At 66.0% G+C, this 18,359-nt stretch carries 17 protein-coding genes; 7 read left to right on the forward strand and 10 right to left on the reverse strand.

Going from position 1 to position 18,359, the window contains the following annotated elements:
• Positions 1-60 precede the first annotated feature (60 nt).
• Positions 61-2,379: a TonB-dependent receptor gene (locus AC5P5V_RS07860; RefSeq protein ID WP_134967950.1), complete on the reverse strand. Its 2,319-nt coding sequence runs from the start codon at positions 2,377-2,379 to the stop codon at positions 61-63.
• Positions 2,380-2,742: 363 nt separating this feature from the next.
• Positions 2,743-3,576 (reverse strand): sugar-phosphatase, encoded by an 834-nt coding sequence (gene yidA, locus AC5P5V_RS07865; protein WP_134967951.1) that lies wholly within the window; start codon positions 3,574-3,576, stop codon positions 2,743-2,745.
• Between the two features lie 149 nt (positions 3,577-3,725).
• Here yidA and AC5P5V_RS07870 point away from each other — a divergent pair, with 149 nt between their 5' ends.
• The gene (locus AC5P5V_RS07870) at positions 3,726-4,388 is read left to right on the forward strand and encodes an exopolysaccharide biosynthesis protein (RefSeq protein WP_061479724.1); all 663 of its coding nucleotides are present in this window, start codon (positions 3,726-3,728) and stop codon (positions 4,386-4,388) included.
• Between the two features lie 89 nt (positions 4,389-4,477).
• Here AC5P5V_RS07870 and AC5P5V_RS07875 read toward each other — a convergent pair whose 3' ends face one another.
• From AC5P5V_RS07875 to AC5P5V_RS07885, 3 genes are all read right to left on the reverse strand, one after another.
• Positions 4,478-5,788 carry a PQQ-dependent sugar dehydrogenase gene (locus AC5P5V_RS07875; RefSeq protein ID WP_134967952.1) on the reverse strand — a complete coding sequence of 437 codons (1,311 nt, stop codon included), beginning with the start codon at positions 5,786-5,788 and terminating at the stop codon, positions 4,478-4,480.
• Positions 5,781-6,221, reverse strand: coding sequence for a DUF2231 domain-containing protein (locus tag AC5P5V_RS07880; protein WP_134967953.1), 441 nt, complete (start codon positions 6,219-6,221; stop codon positions 5,781-5,783). Before AC5P5V_RS07880 ends, AC5P5V_RS07875 begins: the two co-directional genes overlap by 8 nt.
• Positions 6,222-6,329: 108 nt before the next feature.
• Positions 6,330-6,740, reverse strand: a complete 411-nt coding sequence (locus tag AC5P5V_RS07885) for a hypothetical protein (protein ID WP_231352364.1) — start codon at positions 6,738-6,740, stop codon at positions 6,330-6,332.
• A gap of 252 nt (positions 6,741-6,992) precedes the next feature.
• Here AC5P5V_RS07885 and AC5P5V_RS07890 point away from each other — a divergent pair, with 252 nt between their 5' ends.
• Both AC5P5V_RS07890 and AC5P5V_RS07895 read left to right on the forward strand, forming a co-directional pair.
• A complete protein-coding gene (locus AC5P5V_RS07890; RefSeq protein ID WP_061479727.1) occupies positions 6,993-8,759 on the forward strand; it encodes a S8 family serine peptidase in 1,767 nt (588 codons plus the stop codon).
• On the forward strand, positions 8,759-9,337 hold the full coding sequence (locus AC5P5V_RS07895) for a hypothetical protein (RefSeq protein WP_061479728.1): 579 nt from the start codon (positions 8,759-8,761) through the stop codon (positions 9,335-9,337). The genes AC5P5V_RS07890 and AC5P5V_RS07895 overlap by 1 nt, the downstream gene beginning before the upstream one ends.
• A gap of 252 nt (positions 9,338-9,589) precedes the next feature.
• Here the strand turns inward: AC5P5V_RS07895 and AC5P5V_RS07900 are convergent, their stop codons facing one another.
• The 5 genes from AC5P5V_RS07900 to cyoA are packed head-to-tail and all read right to left on the reverse strand — an operon-like array spanning position 9,590 to position 14,135.
• A complete protein-coding gene (locus AC5P5V_RS07900) occupies positions 9,590-10,270 on the reverse strand; it encodes an SCO family protein (RefSeq protein ID WP_134967954.1) in 681 nt (226 codons plus the stop codon).
• Positions 10,271-10,281: 11 nt separating this feature from the next.
• Entirely contained in the window at positions 10,282-10,614 is a 333-nt protein-coding gene (gene cyoD, locus AC5P5V_RS07905; protein ID WP_134967955.1) for a cytochrome o ubiquinol oxidase subunit IV, read from the reverse strand.
• A 1-nt stretch (position 10,615) separates the two neighbouring features.
• Positions 10,616-11,251, reverse strand: coding sequence for a cytochrome o ubiquinol oxidase subunit III (gene cyoC, locus AC5P5V_RS07910; protein ID WP_082783343.1), 636 nt, complete (start codon positions 11,249-11,251; stop codon positions 10,616-10,618).
• Positions 11,248-13,224, reverse strand: a complete 1,977-nt coding sequence (cyoB, locus tag AC5P5V_RS07915; protein WP_134967957.1) for a cytochrome o ubiquinol oxidase subunit I — start codon at positions 13,222-13,224, stop codon at positions 11,248-11,250. The genes cyoC and cyoB overlap by 4 nt, the downstream gene beginning before the upstream one ends.
• Positions 13,225-13,229: 5 nt before the next feature.
• Positions 13,230-14,135 (reverse strand): ubiquinol oxidase subunit II, encoded by a 906-nt coding sequence (gene cyoA, locus AC5P5V_RS07920; protein WP_014648731.1) that lies wholly within the window; start codon positions 14,133-14,135, stop codon positions 13,230-13,232.
• Between the two features lie 181 nt (positions 14,136-14,316).
• Between cyoA and AC5P5V_RS07925 the strand changes: the two genes are divergently transcribed.
• The 4 genes from AC5P5V_RS07925 to AC5P5V_RS07940 are packed head-to-tail and all read left to right on the forward strand — an operon-like array spanning position 14,317 to position 18,189.
• Positions 14,317-15,732 carry an aminotransferase-like domain-containing protein gene (locus AC5P5V_RS07925; RefSeq protein WP_134967958.1) on the forward strand — a complete coding sequence of 472 codons (1,416 nt, stop codon included), beginning with the start codon at positions 14,317-14,319 and terminating at the stop codon, positions 15,730-15,732.
• Between the two features lie 55 nt (positions 15,733-15,787).
• The gene (locus tag AC5P5V_RS07930; protein WP_169411283.1) at positions 15,788-16,066 is read left to right on the forward strand and encodes a hypothetical protein; all 279 of its coding nucleotides are present in this window, start codon (positions 15,788-15,790) and stop codon (positions 16,064-16,066) included.
• Positions 16,066-16,665: a DUF6436 domain-containing protein gene (locus AC5P5V_RS07935; protein ID WP_134967959.1), complete on the forward strand. Its 600-nt coding sequence runs from the start codon at positions 16,066-16,068 to the stop codon at positions 16,663-16,665. Before AC5P5V_RS07930 ends, AC5P5V_RS07935 begins: the two co-directional genes overlap by 1 nt.
• Before the next feature lie 9 nt (positions 16,666-16,674).
• Entirely contained in the window at positions 16,675-18,189 is a 1,515-nt protein-coding gene (locus tag AC5P5V_RS07940; protein WP_134967960.1) for an aminotransferase-like domain-containing protein, read from the forward strand.
• The last annotated feature ends 170 nt before the right edge of the window (positions 18,190-18,359 follow it).

Below are 18,359 nucleotides of genomic sequence, written 5' to 3' on the forward strand. Positions count from 1 at the left end.
GATGGCTGCGGGGTCGGATGCCTTTGCGCAGCAAAGGGCTCTGACCCCACCCTCATCGCCTCAGAACGCCATCGAGGTACTGAACATCAGCTGCCGTGGCGCGCTGCGCTGCAGGGTCTGGTAGTCCCCCGAGAACGACGAGCCGGCGATGGTGGCGGTGCCGATGTTGTGGCGATTGAACAGGTTGCTCACGTCCAGCCGCAACTCCAGCCCGGGCACTGGGCTGTCCGCACCGAATCGATACGCAGCATAGGTGTTGACCTGCCAGAAGGTCGGCACGCGGATGTCGTTCTCGTAGGTGAAGGGCTGGCGCAGGTACGAGGTGCTGGTGGCACCAAAACGCCAGTCACCGAAGTGGGCGGACAGGTCGCTGACCAGCGAGATCTGCGGGTAGCCCGGCTGGGCGTTGCCCTTGATCGGGTACACCGTGTCACCCACCACGAAATCGCTGTCATAGTACGAACGGGCCACGGCCACGCCCTGGTAGAACTGCAGGTGGTCGCTCAGGTCGGCGGTGATGCCGAGGTCGGCACCGATCACGTGCATCTTCGGCATCAGCCGCACGGTGTTGATCTGCGCGAACTGAGTGCCGATGGCCGCCGACAGCAGGCGATTGCGGATGTCGTTGTAGAACACGTCGCCGGTGATCGTCAGCCGATCGAAGCGGTGCGATGCGCCCACGGTAAGGTTCCAGTTCTTTTCCGGACGCAGGGTACCCGCCACGCGGTCGAACTCTTCCTGGTCGGTGATGGTCCACGCCGAGGCGGTGTAACCGATGTTGCCGCGCTGAGCGACGCGATAGCCGTTCATGGTGTTGGCCAGGTCGATGAAGGCATCGGTGGATTCGGTCGGGCTCCAGAACAGCGAGACGTGCGGCAGGAAGTAGCTCTTCGCGCACAGCGTGCCGTTCACCGGCCGGTCCTTGGCATCACCGAGGCCGCCGCCACGGGTGCGGAAGTCCACGGCCTTGAAGCCGACACCCAGCTTCAGCGTGTCGTTCAACACGATGTCGTCCTGCAGGTAGAACTGGCGCGAGCGGGTCACCCAGCTCGAGGCGTTGTCGGTCTTGAACGCGGGGCCATACACATCGAACGGACCGGTGGCCTTCAGTGGTGGACCCTCGCCCAGCAGCGGCTGCTGGTACCACTCGGTCTTGGCCGCGGCCTTGCTCTTCTCCTGCCAGAAACCGGCGGTGAAGGTGTGCGCGCCCGCCTCGAACTGCAGGTTGAGCATGCCGCCCAGCCGGTTGAGGTGTGGTGTCTGCACCTGTTCGGAGAACGGCGCGCCGTTGGGCGACGGTACGGTCGGGTCGGTGAGCGTGGCCTGGGTGTGGCTGTTGGCGTTGTACAGCTGCACGTTGCCGCTCAGCGCCGGGGTGATCTGGAAGCGATGGTTGATCGATGACACGCGGTCGCGGGTGATCTGGCCGGTGTCGTACGGAATCAGTTCGGACAGCTCACCGCAGGTGTAGGCGCCACAGGATTTGTCCGCGTTCTCCGGCGAGGCCACGTACCAGGCCCACGCATAATCGGGATAGAAGATGTCGGCCTTCCAGCCCAGCTTGCGGATCATGTCGAAGGAGATGTTGTTGTAGCCCCAGACCTTGGCCTTGCTGTCGGACAGGAACACGGTGAAGTCACCCCAGGCGACGTCCTGTTGCAGCTTCAGGTCGCCGCGCAGGAAGTTCTGCGTGCCCTCGCCCTGGTACTTGTCGGCAGACACGCGCTGCAGGTCGACAAGTACCTTCGGGCCCTGCTCGCCGAGCTGGCCGGTCTGCCCGGATACGGTGGTGACCAACGTGCTGTTGCTGCCCACGCCCTGCTTCACGCGCAGGCTGGGCGTGTCCTGCAGGTCACGCAGGCGGTACTCCAGGCTGCCGCCGTTGACGCTGCTGGAGAACACGCTGACCGGTGCGCCACCGGGGCTGACCGTGATCGCGCCGATGCCATCGGGCACGCCCACGTTCACCACGCTGGTGCCGGTGAGCGAGAGGAAGCCGTTGTCGTTCAGCGGCACGCCTTCGAAGGTGATGCCCATTTCGTTCATGCGGAAGCCGCGCACGAACAGGCTGGTGGCCGAGATATCCAGGCCCAGTCCATCTGTGGCGGTGTAGCTGGCGCCCGGCACCTGCTTGAGCATCGCCAGGCCGTTGTTGCCGGTGACCATCGCGTCGAGATCTTCGGCCTTGATGATGTAGCGGTTGGGACCAACCACCTGGGTCGGTGCCACGGCGGCGCCACGCGGCGTGGCGATGACCTGCAGGGCGTTGAGCGTGGTGGGCGTGTCGTGCGCGGCATCGTGCGTTTCTGCGGCGTACGCAGGGGCTGTGATGGCCGCGATGATCGCCAAGGCAAGGCGTGTCGTGGGTGGGGTGTTCATGGCAGCAGATCCAGGGTGCAGGGGGAAAGCGGCGCAGGCGCACGCCCAGCGCGTTGCAGCGCCGGTGTCGGCGCCCTGGCTGGCAGTGCGATTGCGTTGAGGGGGTAACAGCGCGGTGCGCGCCGGTCAGCAGATGAAGACGATCATCTGCCGCAGGATTCGATGGCGTGATTTCGACGTGCGAAATTCTTGCATCGCGCTGCTGCATCCGCCATTGCACCGTGGTACAGCGCCGATGGCGGTGGGGATGGGTGGGCTATACGTGGGTATAGCCCCGCCGTGGTAGAGGCCGGCCTTGGTTGGCGCTTGCCGCTTGCGTGTGCCAACCAAGGTTGGCACCTACCAGCGCAAGCGGACGCGCAGTTACTGCAGGACGAAACGCTCGATCGCACGCGCCACGCCTTCATCGGCATTGCTGGTGGTTTCGAAGCGCGCCACGGCCTTCACCGCATCGATGGCATTGCCCATCGACACGCTGGTGCCGGCGTACTGCAGCATGGTCAGGTCGTTTTCCTGGTCACCGATGGCCATCACGTTGGCGCGGTCGATGCCCAGGTGCTCGGCCAGCTTCTGCAGGCTCGGGCCCTTGCCGGCGCGGTGGTCGAACACTTCCAGGAAGAACGGCGCGCTCTTCAGTACCGCGAAGCGCTCGGTCAGTTCGCTCGGCAGGCGCGCGATGGCGGCATCCAGCACGTCCGGCGCGTCGATCATCATCAGCTTGATGAAGGACATCGATGGATCCATGTCCTCCACGCGGCGGTAGGACAGCGGCATCCGCGAGAGATGCGAGTCGGCTACGGTGTAGTAGCTGATGTCCTGGTTGGGCGTGTACATGCGCTGGCTGTCCAGCGCCTGGAAGTGCACGCCCAGGTCGCGGGCGACCTGCTCGCAGAACAGGAAGTCGTCGAAGCTGAGCGGATACTCGACCACGGTTTCGCGCGTGCCGATGCGCTGCACCAGGCCGCCATTGCAGGCGATGCAGTAGTCGTCGTTGCCGGTGATGCCCAGCTCGTGCAGGTACGGCGCCAGGCCCGGAACCGGGCGGCCACTGGTCAGCACGATGTGCACGCCCAGCGCCCGCGCCTGCGCGATGGCCTTCCTGGCGCGGGAGGTGAGCTGGTGCGACGGGTCCAGCAGCGTGCCATCCATGTCGATGGCGACCAGTTCGATGGTCGATTGCCTGCGGCCCATGTCCATTGCGTTCAACTCGTGCGGGGCACGCCAGTTTACCCCCTCATGCCCGGTTCACTTCTTTGCCCACGTTGGCCGGGATACTGCGGGAGCCTGTGCGTCCCCCACCGCAGGACGGCCCGTTGACCGCCCTTCCCTGGAGAACCTTGCGACGCATGACCTACCGTGCCCCCGAAACCAATGACAGCGCGCCCCTGGCCCAGCAGATCGAGCAGATGATCGACGAGCTGCCCGGCGACCAGGTGCGCGTCGGCACCCTGCTCAGCGCGCTGGGCGATGAGGGCCTGCTGCTGATCGTGATCCTGCTCTCGGCCATCTTCATCATTCCGGTGTCGATTCCCGGGCTGAGTACCGTGTTTGGCGCCTCGATCCTGCTGATCGGCCTGAGCCGGGTGCGCAGCCGCCCGCTGTGGGTGCCACAGAAGCTGGCCCGCCGCGAGATCGCCACCGACAAGCTGAAGGCCAACCTGGGTCGTGCGCTGAAATGGGTGCACCGCATGGAGCGGCTGTCGCGGCCGATGCGGCTGGCGGTGATGGTGCGCTCGAAGAAGATGATGCGCCTGAACAACCTGATGCTGGTGTTCGCGACCCTGCTGTTGATGGCGCCGGCCGGGCCGATACCCTTCAGCAACACGCTGCCGGCGCTGGCGCTGATGTCCTTCGCCATTGGTTTCATCCAGCGCGATGGCGCGGCAGTGGCAGCCGGCTATGGTTTCGTGGTGGCCACGGTGGTGTATTTCGGCGTGCTGCTGGGCGGCGTGGGATTTGCCGCCGAATCGGTGTTCAGCGGGTTCCGCAGCAGTACCGCGGAACTGTAGAGCCGAGCCCACGCTCGGCTGCTCTTCAACCTGTACGCGGAAACCCCGCGCTGCGCGCGTAAGCCGAGCATGGGCTCGGCTCTACAGAACTACTTGGCCGACACCCGCCACACCACGTCGCCCACGTCGTCGGCCACCAGCAATGCGCCTTCGGCATCCATCGCCATGCCCACCGGTGCGCCCATCAGGGTCTTCTCGTCCTTCGATGCAAAGCCGCTGACCACGGTCTGCGGCCGCCCGGTCGGCTTGCCGTCCTTGAACGAGACGTAGACCACTTCATAGCCGCTCAATGGCGAGCGGTCCCAGCTGCCGTGCTCGCCGATGAAGGCACCGCCGTGATACTGCGCCGGCAGTGCCTGGCCGGTGTAGAACAGCAGGCCCAGCGGTGCCACGTGCGAGCCGATGGCGTAGTCCGGCACGATCGCCTTGGCCACCAGGTCCGGCCGCTGCGGCTGCACGCGCTCGTCCACGTGCTGGCCGTAGTAGCTGTAGGGCCAGCCGTAGAAGCCATCTTCCTTCACCGAGGTGAGGTAATCAGGCACCAGGTCGGCACCGATCTCGTCGCGTTCGTTCGCCACGGCCCACAACGTGCCGGTGCTCGGCTCCCAGTCCAGGCCGGTCGGATTGCGGATGCCCGACGCAAAGATACGGCTGCCACGGGTGGCCACGTCCACTTCCAGTACCACCGCACGGCGGTATTCAACGGCCAGGCCATTTTCGGTGATGTTGCTGTTGGAGCCGACGCCCACGTACAGCTTGCGGCCATCGCGGCTGGCCAGCAGTTCCTTGGTCCAGTGATGGTTGATGGTGCTGGGCAGGTCGGTGAACTCGCGGCCCTTGTCCGACATGCGGGTTTCGCCGGGCACGTAGTGGTACTGCATGATGTTGCCGGTGTTGGCCACGTACAGCGTGTCGCCGATCAGCTGGATGCCGAACGGCGAATGCAGGCCCTCGATGTAGACATGCTGGGTCCAGGTGTTCGTTCCCGGCGAGCGGCGCAGCAGGGTGACCCGGTTGCCGCCCTTGCCGGCCTTGCCCGAGCGCGCCTTCACCTTGCCGGCGATCCACTGCTTGGGCGTGGTGACCGGTTCTTCGCCGGGGCCGTTGCCCTCCACCACCAGTACATCGCCATTGGGCAGGGTCAGCAGCCGCCGCGGATGCTGCAGGTTGGCGGCGATGCGTTCGATCTTCAGGCCCTCGGCCACCGTGGGGGTCTGTCCATCAGCCCAGCCGACGCCCTTGGGCACCTGCATCGGCGGCATCAGGAAGTTCTTCGGCGCCGGCAGCGGCGGCTTTGCGCCGGACTGGTCGGAGGGGTGGTATTCGGCCTTGCCCGCGCAGGCCGACAGCGTGACGGCCAGTGCCAGCGCGGCCACGGTGGGCAGGATGTGCTTAGCCATGACGACCTCCCTGCAGCAGCGGCGGCTGCAGTGACAGCAGGATCAGGCCCAGGGCGATCAGGGCCACGGTCAGCGCCGACAGGATCGTGCCCGGCACTGCAATGGCATACGCATCACGGCTGTGCACGAAGGCATTCCAGATGGCCAGCACCACCGCGACCAGGTTGAGGAAGAAGTCGATGCGGTCGATGCGGGTGGCGGTGCCGTTGCGGCGCCAGACCGTGAACAGGTTGATCAGCCGCGGAATGATGGCGATCAGCAGGCCGAAGGTGATCAGCCAGGCAGCGGCCTTGCCCCACATCACCTCGGCGCTGTTGAGGTAGATCGCGTCGAAGATCAGGGCACCGACGAAGAAGCCGAAGGGTATCGGGTTCAACAGGCTGAACAGCGTGGTGCCGAGGCCGCGATGGGCCTGGGCGAGCGGATTGACCATCATCGTGCTCCGTGCGGAAGGGTGCACGGGCTGTAGTAGCACAGCGCGATGTGAGGGCACGCGATGATGCCCCGGCAGGGCTGCCGCACCCACCGGGCAGGCACCGCACTACGCGGGCTCGTCCTCGCGCACCTCGTGGAAGGGCAGCATCGTCTCGAAGCCGAATTCGTGTTCCATGCTGGTGCGGACCAGGCCGCCGATGGCGTAACGGCTGGTGTTGGCATGCACGTCTATGCCACCGGGCCGCCACTCAGTGCGCAGATGCAGCGTCTCTGCGCGGCGCATGACGATCCGTTCCTCCTGCAGCAGTGCGCGACGGTGTTTCTTCATCAGCAGGCGCAGCGGTTTCACCGTGGTGATGCCGAATGCTGCCAACTCGGGCAGCAACTCGGCGATATCGGCATCGTCGCCGTAGTCGTGGCTGCGCGTATGCACGGACAGCACCACCTTGCGGATGGCGGCAACCGAGAGCGGGGTCTGGTCCGCGCGCGCACGGCCGCGCTTCCGTTCGTTCTTCATGTGTGTGGTCATCTGCACGTAGTTCTCCCTGTTTCCCACAACTCAGATTCAACCGCGCGAAGATCGCGTGAAGATGCTTGTGTGCACTGTCATAACCAGACGTACTAAGCGTTTGTGACGCAATTGGCACATCTGCAGATTGCTTGTGTGAAGAGGTAGGGGGTTGTTCGTTGTGTCGCGTTTGGCTCGTTGCGATGGGGCAGATCCGCCCCGCCGTCCTGCCATGCCGATTCACAACAGAAGGATTCGTGTATGAAGCGACACACGCAACGCACCGCGCCACCGCGCTCCGCGCGCCTGGCCCTGGCCACTGCCCTGGTACTGGGCAGCCTGGCCGTCACCGCCCAGGCCCAACAGGCCGATCCACTGGCGGCAATCCAGTGGCACCTGCTCAACACCGGGCAGACGGTCCCGGCCGACACGCTGCCGGTGGCCGGCAACGACCTGAACGTGGATGGCCTGTTCCGCAATGGCATCCGTGGCCAGGGCGTCACCATCGCCATCGTCGATGATGGCCTGCAGATCGCGCATCCGGACCTGGCGGCCAACGTGGCCGCTGTAGCCGGCAAGAACTTCACCAATGGCTCGAACAACCCCACCCCGACCAACCCGGATGTCGACAACCACGGCACCATGGTCGGCGGCATCGCCGGTGCGGTGGGCGCCAACAACCTGGGCGTGCGCGGTGTAGCCCCGGCGGCGACGTTGAAGGGCTTCAACCCGATTTCGCGCTCGGCCCTGGGCAACCAGCAGAGCAACATCGAGTACGCCTGGTGGGACGGCGCGGAATCGGCCGACGTGCAGGTGTTCAACAACAGCTGGGGCGCCGGCCCGGGCAATCCGAACCTGCCGCTGGCGTACAGCGAAAACACGATTCGTTCGTATGAGCAGGCACTGTCGGGGACGCGCGGTGGCCGCGGCGGCATCTACGTGAAGTCGGCCGGCAACAACTTCAACAATGCCTCGATCAGCCAGACCCAGGATGTCTGCACCACCGACACCAAGAACCGCAACACCGGCTGTGTGCCGGCCGGCCGTGATCCGCGCAACAACCTGTTCAACGTGATCACGGTAGGCGCGGTGCGCGCCGATGGCGTGCGCTCGTCTTACTCCTCCACCGGCTCGGCCCTGTGGGTGTCGGCCTTTGGTGGTGAGTACGGCCTGCAGGCACAGTTTGCGCCCGGCCTGGTGGCGCGCGCGTACGACCCGGCCATCGTCACCACCGACGTGACCGGGTGCGCGCAGGGCAGCAACAAGAACACCAACCGCCAGAACACGCTGGACAGCAACCTGTCGGCCATCGACAGCACCTGCAACTACACCGCCAAGATGAACGGCACCTCGGCGTCGGCGCCGATGGTGTCGGGCGTGGCGGCACTGGTGCTGGAGGCCAATCCGAACCTGTCCTATCGCGATGTGAAGTACATCCTGGCCACCACCGCCACCCGCAACCACCCGAACCAGCCGGCGGTGACGCTGGCCGACGGGCGCACGCTGGTGCCGGGCTGGACGGTGAATGCTGCCGGCCGTGCCTACAGCAACTGGTATGGCTTCGGCGTGGTCAACGCTGCGCGTGCAGTGCAGGTCGCTGAGAACTTCCAGTCGCTGGGCCCGCTGGTCGACAGTGGCTGGCGCAACACGACGCGTACCGTGGCCATCGGCAACACCTCGGCTGCCGCCGCACGCCTGACCTTCCAGTTGGCCAACGGCGCGCGCAATATCGAAAGCGTGCAGCTGGGCTTCCGGGTCAACCACCGCAACACGCGCCAGCTGCAGTTCGTGCTGGTGTCGCCCAGCGGCACCCGCAGCGTGGTGCAACCGGCGTTCACCGCGATCGGTTCGGGCACGGGTGGCGCGCAGAGCAACTTCACCAGCTGGGACCTGCTGTCCAGCAATGCCTTCCTGGATGAGAATGCCAGCGGCACCTGGACGCTGGAAGTGACCGACATGGGGCAGGCCGCGACCGCAGCATCGCGCGGCAACCTCGAATTCTTCAAGATCCGCGTTCTGGGGCACTGATGATGAAGACCACCATTCTGTTGAGCACGCTCGCCTTCGCGGCGATGACCTCCCCTGCCTGGGCGCAGAGCTCGGGGCAGACCCCTCCAGCCAGGACCCTGTCGACCGTGGATGCGCAGGAACTGAAGGCCTCCGCTACCGGCCGCACGTTCGATGTGGGCGGCACGCGATTCCAGCTGTCCCCCTCGGCCACCGTGAAGCAGGCCAGCGGCGGCCAGTTCACGATCACCCCGCAGGCGGCGGCGACCACCAGCTCGCGTACCAAGCGTTCGCTGGATGGCGCAACGGCGGCACCTGCCGATGCCGGCGCCGGCAAGTTCGCGGCGGCGGTCTCCCGTGACGGCGCGCCGGTGGTGGCGACGTCGCGGGTCAAGGTGTTCTTCACCGATGCGGCCTCGGCCCAGCGCGCAGCCGCCGCCACTGGCGGTACCGTGGTGAAGGTCTCCAAGGCTTCGGGCCAGGCGATCGTGGAGTACCCGTCGGTAAACGCGGCGCTGGATGCGACCACCAGGCTGCTGTCCACCGCCGGTATCCGCGCGACCGAGCCGGACGTGGTGCAGTGGGAAGAGACCAAGTAAGGCGTTGAGTGGTGCCCCTGGCCGGTTGGCTCTCCTGGCCGGCCGGGGGATTGGTCCTGCGAGGGGCGGCGAGCATGTAGAGCCGAGCCGATGCTCGGCTGCTGTCTGCGCGGCGCGCGCGTGTCGCGTTGAGCCGAGCATGGGCTCGGCTCTACAGCTGTGCCAACCAAGGTTGGCACCTACCAAGAGCGGATCCGCACGTACCAACCAAGGTTGGCACCTACCGGGGACAGTGGTCGAAACCCACCGGCGTCAGCGCGCGGCGAGTGTGCCGCTGTGCTTGAGGTGGCAGCTGGCCAGTGCGTCGTTGCCGGCGGCCGGGTAGCCAGGCTCGAGCAGCAGGCGCTGCACATCGGAGAACAGCTTTTCCACCGGCATGCCGTACGGCGCGAACAGGCGCAGGCGGCCCTGGCGGTCGAACACGTAGCCGCCGGCAATGTGGCTCATGGTGTAGGTATCCGGTACCTGACCGGGTTCCTTTTCGTAGAACGCCTTGAAGTCGCTGGCCATCGCGGCCAGCTGCGCATCGTTGCCAACCAGCGCGATTGCCTTGGGATCGAACGCTTCCACATAGGTGCGCGCGACCTCAGGCGTGTCGCGGGCCGGGTCGACGCTGACGAACACCACTTGTAGCTGATCGGCATCCTTGCCCATCAGGTGCTTGACCTGGCTCAGCTCGACCATCGTGGTCGGGCACACGTCCGGGCAGCTGGTGAAGCCGAAGAACAGATAGGTCACCTGCCCCTGCAGGTCCTTGGGGCCACGCACGGTGCCGTGGCTGTCGGGCATCGACCACTGCTGGCCAAGTTCTTCGCAGGCGATGTCCTTCGCATAGAAGTCCATGCGCGACTGCGCGCTGCAGCCGGCCAGCAGGCCGAGCAGCAGGCCTGCGGCCAGGCGCAGGCCACGATGGGGGAACGCAATGCCTTTCACGGTTCGCAGGCTCAGTTGATCATCATGTGGTAGTGCATGCTCCAGATGATCCAGACCGACAGTGCGATGACGATGAACAGGATCACCAGGGTGAACACGAAGCTGGCCAGGTTCCAGCCGCCTTCGGACTTGCGGTCCATGTGCAGGAAATAGACCAGCTGCACCAGGATCTGCGCCACTGCGAAGCCGACCAGCAGGAACAGCGTGAGCGGCCGCGACAGCACCGGATTCATCACCAGTGCGAACGGCACCACGGTCAGCAGCGCGCACAGCACGAAACCGATCAGGTAGGACTTGGTGGAGCCGTGCGCATTGCCGGCGCGCGAGGTTTCGACGTGGGCCATGTCAGAAGGCTCCGATCAGGTAGACGAAGGTGAAGACGCAGATCCACACCAGGTCCAGGAAGTGCCAGAACAGGCTCAGGCACGAAACACGGGTGATGTTGGTCGGGGTCAGGCCACGGCGGTAGACCTGGTGCATGACCACCGCCATCCAGATCAGGCCACTGGCGACGTGCAGTCCGTGGGTGGCGACCAGCGCGAAGAACGCCGACAGGTAGGCACTGGTGCTCGGGCCCGCGCCTTCGTGGATCAGGTGCGAGAACTCGTAGATCTCCATGCCGATGAACGAGGCACCGAGCACGAAGGTCACGCCCAGCCAGCGCAGCACCGCCGAGGCATCGTGGCGATGCATGGCCAGCACGGCCTGGCCGTAGGTGATGCTGGAGACCAGCAGCAGGAAGGTCTCGGCCATCACGAACGGCAACGAGAACAGCTCCTTGCCGGTGGGGCCGCCGGCGTAGGCGGTGCTGAGCACCGCGTACGAGGCGAACAGGGAACCGAACAGCACCAGGTCGGACATGAGGTACACCCACATGCCGAACACCTTCATGCCGCCCTGTTCGTGGCCATGGTCGTGCTCGTGGTGGTCCTCGTGCGCCTGCGTGTCGCTGGCCAGCTCCGGGCGGGTCAACAGGTTCATGCGCGTACCTCCTTCAGCTTGGCAAGGTTGGCCGCTTCGGTGCGCGCCACCTCTTCGGAACTGACGTAGTAATCCACGTCCTCATCGTAGGACCGCACGATCAGGGTCACGATCATCGCGATGAAGCTGGCTGCGGCCATCCACCAGATGTGCCAGACCAGGGCGAAGCACAGCACCAGGATCCAGATGTTTAGGATCAGCGGCACGCCGGTGTTCTTCGGCATGTGGATCGGGGCGTACGTCTTCGGCGGCGGCGGCAGGCCGCGCTTCTTCGCTTCGTGGAAGGCATCCAGCTCATCGGCCTTGGGCACCACGGCGAAGTTGTAGAACGGCGGCGGCGACGGCGTGGCCCATTCCAGCGTGCGTGCGTTCCACGGATCGCCGGTCAGGTCCAGGTTGCGCTTGCGGTCGCGCACGCTCACGTAGATCTGCACCAGCATCAGGATGATGCCCGCGAACACGAACAGTGCACCGATGAAGGCGACGATCAGGTACGGCGTCCACGCCGGGTTGTCGTACTGGTTCATGCGGCGGGTCATGCCCATGAAGCCCAGCATGTACAGCGGCATGAAGGCCAGGTAGAAGCCGATCACCCAGCAGGCGAACGACCACTTGCCCAGGCGCTCGTTGAGGGTGAAGCCGAACACCTTCGGGAACCAGTAGGCGAAGCCGGCCAGGTAGCCGAACAGCGCGCCGCCGATGATGGTGTTATGGAAGTGGGCGACCAGGAACAGGCTGTTGTGCAGCAGGAAGTCCGCGCCCGGGATGGCCAGCAGCACGCCGGTCATGCCACCGATGGTGAAGGTGACCAGGAAGGCGATGGTCCACAGCATCGGTACGCTGAACTCGACGCGGCCGCCGTACATGGTGAACAGCCAGGTAAAGATCTTCACGCCGGTGGGGATGGCGATGATCATCGTCATGATGCCGAAGAAGGCATTGACGCTGGCACCCGAGCCCATGGTGAAGAAGTGGTGCAGCCAGACGATGAACGACAGGATGCCGATCGCCAGCGTGGCGCCCACCATCGACTTGTAGCCGAACAGCTTCTTGCGCGCGAACGTGGCGGTGACTTCAGAGAAGATGCCGAACGCCGGCAGCACCAGGATGTACACCTCCGGGTGGCCCCAGGCCCACACCAGGTTCACGTACATCATCGGGTTGCCACCCAACGTGTTGGTGTAGAAGTTGAAGTCCAGGTAGCGGTCCAGGGTGAGCGCACCCAGCGCCACGGTCAGGATCGGGAAGGCGGCGATGATGATCACGCTGGTGACCAGCACGGTCCAGGTGAACACCGGCATCTTCATCAGGGTCATGCCCGGCGCACGCATGCGCAGGATGGTGATGAACAGGTTGACGCCGGTCAGCAATGTGCCGATGCCCGAGGCCTGCAACGCCCAGATGTAGTAGTCCACGCCTACGCCCGGACTGAACTCGATGCCCGACAGCGGCGGATAGGCCACCCAGCCGGTCATGGCGAACTCGCCAACGCCCAGCGAGATCATCATCAGCGCAGCGCCAACCACGAAGATCCAGAAGCTGAAGGCGTTGAGGAACGGGAACGCCATGTCGCGTGCGCCGATCTGCAGCGGCACGATGATGTTCATCAGGCCGACCACGAACGGGGTGGCCACGAAGAAGATCATGATCACGCCATGCGCGGTGAAGATCTGGTCGTAGTGCTCCGGTGGCAGGAAGCCATCACTGCCTGGCCCGGCCGCGGCCAACTGCGCGCGCATCATCAGCGCGTCGGCGAAGCCACGCACCAGCATGACCAGCGCCACTACCACGTACATGATGCCGATCTTCTTGTGGTCCACGGTGGTGAACCAGTCGCGCCAGAGCACGCCCCATAGCTTGAAGTACGTCACCGCGCCAAGCAGCGCGAGGCCACCCAGCACCATGGCCGCCAGCGTGACCACGACGATCGGCTCGTGCAGCGGCACGGCCTCCCACGTCAATTTACCCAACATGTTCGTTACTCCTGGGAAACCTGGGCACCACCGGCAGCACCCGCCGGGGACGCAGCAGCGGTGTTCTCACCGACGCCGATGAACTGGTCGATGACCTTCTTGAACAGCAGCGGTTCGACGCTGGAGAAGTGCTGCACCGGCGCGTTCTTCGACGGTGCGGCCAGCGCCTTGAACTGGTTGAAGTCCAGCGCCTGTGGTGCGCTGCGTACCTCGGCCACCCAGCGCTCGAACTCCTCGTTGCTGCTGGCGGTGGCAATGAACTTCATGTTCGAGAAGCCATGCCCGCTGTAGTTGCCGGACATGCCACGGAACTGGCCGGGCTCGTTGGCGATCAGGTGCAGCTGCGTGCGCATGCCGGCCATCGCGTAGATCTGCCCACCCAGCTGCGGGATGAAGAAGGTATTCATCGTCGAGTTGGAGGTGATGTTGAACGCCAGCGGGCGGTTGGCCGGGAAGTTGAGCTGGTTGACCGTGGCGATGCCCAGGTCCGGGTATACGAACACCCATTTCCAGTCGGTGGCGATCACGTCCACGTGCAGCGGCTCACCGGCCACGTCCAGCGGCTTGTACGGGTCCAGTTCGTGGGTCGACTTCCACACGATCACCGCCAGGCCGGCAATGATCAGCAGCGGCACGCCCCAGACCACGATCTCCACCTTGGTGGAGTGCGACCAGTCCGGCGTGTACTTCGCCTTGGTGTTGCCGGCGCGGAAGCGCCAGGCGAATACGAAGGTCAGCACGATGGCCGGTATCACCACGATCAGCATCAGGCCGATGCAGATCAGGATCAGGTCGCGCTGGGCGAGCCCGACCATGCCCTTCGAATCCAGCAGCACCCAGTCACAGCCCGACAGGCCGACGCAGGCCAGGGCGACCAGCGCCAGGCGGATGCGGTTCCAGCAGATATTCATTGGAGGTCAACCCTGTTGAAGAAGCGCGCTTGACCGGCTCGCCTGCGCGCAGCGCCCGGGCGTGGAGCGGCTACACTGTGGGTACGAGGTCGCCTACAAGAGAGCGATCCACTCCAATCAAGCCCATACAAGATACATGATTGTATGGACTTGTGCATCTGCACGTATGGAAAACTGACCGATGACGCCACCTCCCGCCGGCCGCCGCCTGAAAAACCCCAATCGCACCTGGGTTCGCCCCTTCCGCGAGGGCGCTGGCCCGCTGTACCTGCAGATCGCCCAGCAGGTGCGCGAGGCGGTGGATGACGGCGTGCTGCGCCCGGGCGACCGGCTGCCGCCGCAGCGCGACCTGGCCCAGCAGGTGGGCGTGGATCTGACCACGGTCACCCGTGCCTTTGCCGAGCTGCGCCAGGCTGGCCTGCTGGATGCGCAGGGCGCCGGCGGCACCTTCATCGCGCTGTCGGCCGGCAACCGCAGCACCTCGGTGGACCTGAGCATGAACATCCCGCCGCTGCTGGGCAGCGCGCCGTTCGCACAGGGCATGGAGGCCGGTTTCCAGCACGTGGGCCAGCAGCTGGGCCAGGGCGAACTGATGAGCTACCACGTCGGCGCCGGCACCCGCGAGGACCGCGCCGCCGCCGTGCAGTGGCTGTCACCGGTGCTGGGCACGGTGGGTGCCGACCAGGTGGTGATCTGCCCCGGCGCGCAGACCGCACTGTGCGCACTGATCCTGGCCCGCACCCAGCCGGGCGAGCTGATCGCCGCCGAGCAGCTGACCTACCCGGGCCTGCTGGCCGCCACGCGCGTGCTGCAGCGGGGTGTGGTGCCAGTGGCGATGGACGCCGAAGGCATGCTGCCCGAAGCGCTGGAAGAGGCCTGCCAGCTACGCCGCCCGCGCCTGCTGTACCTGGTACCGACCATCCAGAACCCGACCACGGCGACGATGTCGGCACAACGCCGGCAGGCCCTGCTGGCGGTTGCCAAGCGCCACGATCTGACCGTGATCGAAGACGATCCCTACTGGTTGCTGGCCGGGGACGCCGCACCGCCGCTGGCCGCCCACCGCGACGCCGGCTGCCCGGTGTATTACATCTCCACCCTGTCCAAATGCCTGGCACCGGGCCTGCGCACCGCTTACCTGGTGGTGCCGGCCGGCGAACCGATGGAACCGGTGCTGGACGCCCTGCGTGCGATCGCGCTGATGCCGACCCAGTCGATGGTGGCGGTGGCGTCGCAGTGGATCCGCAGCGGCCAGGCCCAGGACATGGTGCAGCGCTTCCAGCAGGAGCTGCGCGAGCGCCAGGCGATTGCCGCGCAGTACCTGCCGTCCCGCGCGCGGGCGCACCCGGCCGGCCTGCACGTATGGCTGCCGCTACCGCCGCGGCTGGACCAGTACCGGCTGATCCAGGCCGCACAGGAACAGGGGCTGGGCATCGCCAGCTCGGACGCCTTCAGCGTGGAGGAACCGCCACCGGGCAACGCCATCCGCCTGTCGCTGGGCGGCGCGGTCGACCAGGATGCGCTGGCCGGGGCGCTGGCCAAACTGAACGAGATCCTGTCTGAAGCCCCCGAGGCCCGGCACAACGCCATCGTCTGAACCGGGCGCATGGCGCCACATCCATACAAGATGATATTTTGTATTCAATGTATGGATGAAGGGACGTGCATCGATGCGCGCCGAGAGACTGAAGTTCCACCTGGTAATGGCCGGCTGTGGTGGCTTTGTGGTGTTGATGCTGGCCGCGCTGGCCTGGGTCTGCCTGCAGCCGCAGACCGTGGATGTGCAGGCCGCCGAGCGCCACGCCATCGAGCAATGCGTGCAGCGCAGCGAGGATCCGTCGCGTAGCGAGATCCAGCGTCGCGCGCAGGCCGACTCCTGCCGCGAGATGCGCAAGCAGTACGTGCACAAGTTCGGCGGGGACGCGTCCTGATGGGCGCAGCCGCGCCGCGCCGCCGCTGGCTGCTGCCGACGATGATCGACCTCGCCTGCCTGTTCATGGCCGGCGTGGCGGCTGCGCTGTGGCAGTACTTCGGCTACAGCGCGCAGTCGACGTTCACCGAACAGGCCATCGTCTTCGACGACTCGCAGCTGCGCCTGCCGTCCGATCTGGCCGGTGATACCGGCCGCATCCGCGTGGTGCACTTCTGGGACCCGGCGTGTGCCGTCTGCAACCGCGAAACCGGCGCACACCTGAGCTACCTGATCAGCATGTACCGCCGCGCCGGCATCGACTTCTATGCGATCCGCCGCCCCGGTACCCACGGCGAACTGCCTGAGCCGCTGCGCAACAAGGTGATCAACCTGCCGACCATCGACGGCATCGAACACATCCCGGCCAGCCCTGCCGTGGCGATCTGGGACCGGCAGGGCCACCTCGCCTATGCCGGCCCGTACAGCATCGGCATGGTCTGCAACTCGGCCAACAGCTTCGTCGAACCACTGCTGGACAGACTGGTGCGCGGCGAAACCGTGCGCCCGAAAGGACTGCTTGCCGTGGGCTGCTACTGCCCCTGGCAGGCCAAGCGCTGAGGACGCGCAATGACACCACTGACGCTGGCCGCTGTGGCCGCCACAAGCAACAACGGCGGTCACCTGTCCGAACCGACCGATGGTTATGGACAGGCTCCCGCCGTTGGAAGCAACGATACGCCCCGACATGCTCCGTACATGCCGCGACCGGATGTCGCAGCCCGCGAATGGGTGCAGGACGTGCTCGCGCACAACGGGCCGATCTACCTGCGCATCGTCAATTCGCTGGAGCGCACGGTGCGTCGCGGTGGTCTTGCACCAGGACAACGCCTGCCCTCGCAGCGCGCGTTGGCGCAGCAGCTCGGCGTCGACCTGACCACGGTAACGCGGGCGTTCGACGAAGCGCGCAAGCGCGGCCTGATCGAGGCGCGCGGGCCACAAGGCAGTTTCATCGCACCACCCAAGGCCGGCTTCGACCAGGTGGTGGACCTGAGCATGAACGTGCCGCCGGTGCCCGATGCCGATGCGCTGGCCGAGACCCTGCGCCGCGGTGCCGCCGCCGTGCTTGCGCGCAGCAACGCGCCGAACCTGATGACCTACCACCTGGGCGGCGGCAATCCCACCGACCGCCACGCGGCAGCGCGCTGGCTGCAACCGATGCTGGGCGCGGTGGAGGATGCCAGCCTGTTGCTGACCGAAGGCGCGCAGGTGGCATTGGCCGCGATCCTGCTCAGCCAGGGCCGCGATGGCGACGCGATCCTGTGTGACACGCTGGTCTACCCGGGGCTGCTGCAGGCCGCCGGGGCGCTTCGGCGGCGGCTGGTACCGGTGGAAGGCGATGAGTACGGGATGTGCCCCGAGGCACTGGTGAGGCAGGCGCGCGGGAGTGGCGCGCGGCTGGTCTATCTCAACCCCACCTGCCAGAACCCGACCGCGCTGACGCTGTCGTTGCAGCGGCGCGAAGCGCTGGCACGCGTATTGGAAAGCCAGGGCCTGTTGGCGGTCGAGGATGATCCTTACTGGCACCTTGCCGAAGAGGCACCCATACCGTTGGCAACGCTGGCACCGCGCCACGTGTTCCATGTGGCGACGCTGTCGAAGGTGATCAGCCCCGGCCTGCGCACGGCCTTCGTGCGCTGCCCGGGTGCCGCGCACGCCGAGGCGATGGCTTCGGCCTTGCGCTCCACCCGGTTGATGGGGCATCCGCTGGTGGCGGCGCTGGCCAGCCAGCTGCTGCTGGATGGTTCGGCGCAATCGCTGCTGGCGCAGGTGCGCAGCGAAGCGCACGAGCGCATGCGCATGGCGCGCTACCTGCTGGCGCCTTCGCTGCTGCTGCGCGCCGAAGGCCTGCATGCCTGGTGCCGGGTACCAGCGCCATGGACTGACGCCACCCTGGTGCGTACCGCACAGCTGCAGGGGCTGGCGATTGCGCCATCTTCGGCGTTCTGTCCGCCAGGGGTCTCGCACCAGAGCGGCGTGCGGTTGTCGCTGGGGCTGGCGGCGGACCGCCGACAGCTGGAGAGTGCGCTGCGACGGATTGATCGGTTGTTGTTGTCGGACGCGTTGCCGGCGATCGAGCGGTAGCCCTGGAATGGGATGTGCCGACCAACGGTCGGCACCCACCCGACCGGTAGTGCCGGCCGCTGGCCGGCGGAAGACTCCTCAGCACGGTTGGAATGTGCCAGCCAACAGTTGGCACCCACCCGACCGGTAGCGCCGGCCGCTGGCCGGCGGAAGATTCCCCGGCACGGTTG

It is taken from the genome of Stenotrophomonas sp. YJH_SMC_130 (assembly GCF_059369035.1).

What these genes read in the sequence shown, in the direction of transcription:
- AC5P5V_RS07880 (WP_134967953.1), bottom strand. Translation starts at nt 6,221, where the DNA reads ATGGTCAATCCGCTCGCCCAGGCCCATCGCGGCCTCGGCACCACGCTG.
- AC5P5V_RS07895 (WP_061479728.1), top strand. Translation starts at nt 8,759, where the DNA reads ATGATGAAGACCACCATTCTGTTGAGCACGCTCGCCTTCGCGGCGATG.
- yidA (WP_134967951.1), bottom strand. Translation starts at nt 3,576, where the DNA reads ATGGACATGGGCCGCAGGCAATCGACCATCGAACTGGTCGCCATCGAC.
- AC5P5V_RS07925 (WP_134967958.1), top strand. Translation starts at nt 14,317, where the DNA reads ATGACGCCACCTCCCGCCGGCCGCCGCCTGAAAAACCCCAATCGCACC.
- AC5P5V_RS07890 (WP_061479727.1), top strand. Translation starts at nt 6,993, where the DNA reads ATGAAGCGACACACGCAACGCACCGCGCCACCGCGCTCCGCGCGCCTG.
- cyoC (WP_082783343.1), bottom strand. Translation starts at nt 11,251, where the DNA reads ATGAACCTGTTGACCCGCCCGGAGCTGGCCAGCGACACGCAGGCGCAC.
- cyoD (WP_134967955.1), bottom strand. Translation starts at nt 10,614, where the DNA reads ATGGCCCACGTCGAAACCTCGCGCGCCGGCAATGCGCACGGCTCCACC.
- AC5P5V_RS07860 (WP_134967950.1), bottom strand. Translation starts at nt 2,379, where the DNA reads ATGAACACCCCACCCACGACACGCCTTGCCTTGGCGATCATCGCGGCC.
- AC5P5V_RS07940 (WP_134967960.1), top strand. Translation starts at nt 16,675, where the DNA reads ATGACACCACTGACGCTGGCCGCTGTGGCCGCCACAAGCAACAACGGC.
- cyoA (WP_014648731.1), bottom strand. Translation starts at nt 14,135, where the DNA reads ATGAATATCTGCTGGAACCGCATCCGCCTGGCGCTGGTCGCCCTGGCC.
- AC5P5V_RS07875 (WP_134967952.1), bottom strand. Translation starts at nt 5,788, where the DNA reads ATGGCTAAGCACATCCTGCCCACCGTGGCCGCGCTGGCACTGGCCGTC.
- AC5P5V_RS07870 (WP_061479724.1), top strand. Translation starts at nt 3,726, where the DNA reads ATGACCTACCGTGCCCCCGAAACCAATGACAGCGCGCCCCTGGCCCAG.
- cyoB (WP_134967957.1), bottom strand. Translation starts at nt 13,224, where the DNA reads ATGTTGGGTAAATTGACGTGGGAGGCCGTGCCGCTGCACGAGCCGATC.
- AC5P5V_RS07885 (WP_231352364.1), bottom strand. Translation starts at nt 6,740, where the DNA reads ATGAAGAACGAACGGAAGCGCGGCCGTGCGCGCGCGGACCAGACCCCG.
- AC5P5V_RS07930 (WP_169411283.1), top strand. Translation starts at nt 15,788, where the DNA reads ATGAAGGGACGTGCATCGATGCGCGCCGAGAGACTGAAGTTCCACCTG.
- AC5P5V_RS07935 (WP_134967959.1), top strand. Translation starts at nt 16,066, where the DNA reads ATGGGCGCAGCCGCGCCGCGCCGCCGCTGGCTGCTGCCGACGATGATC.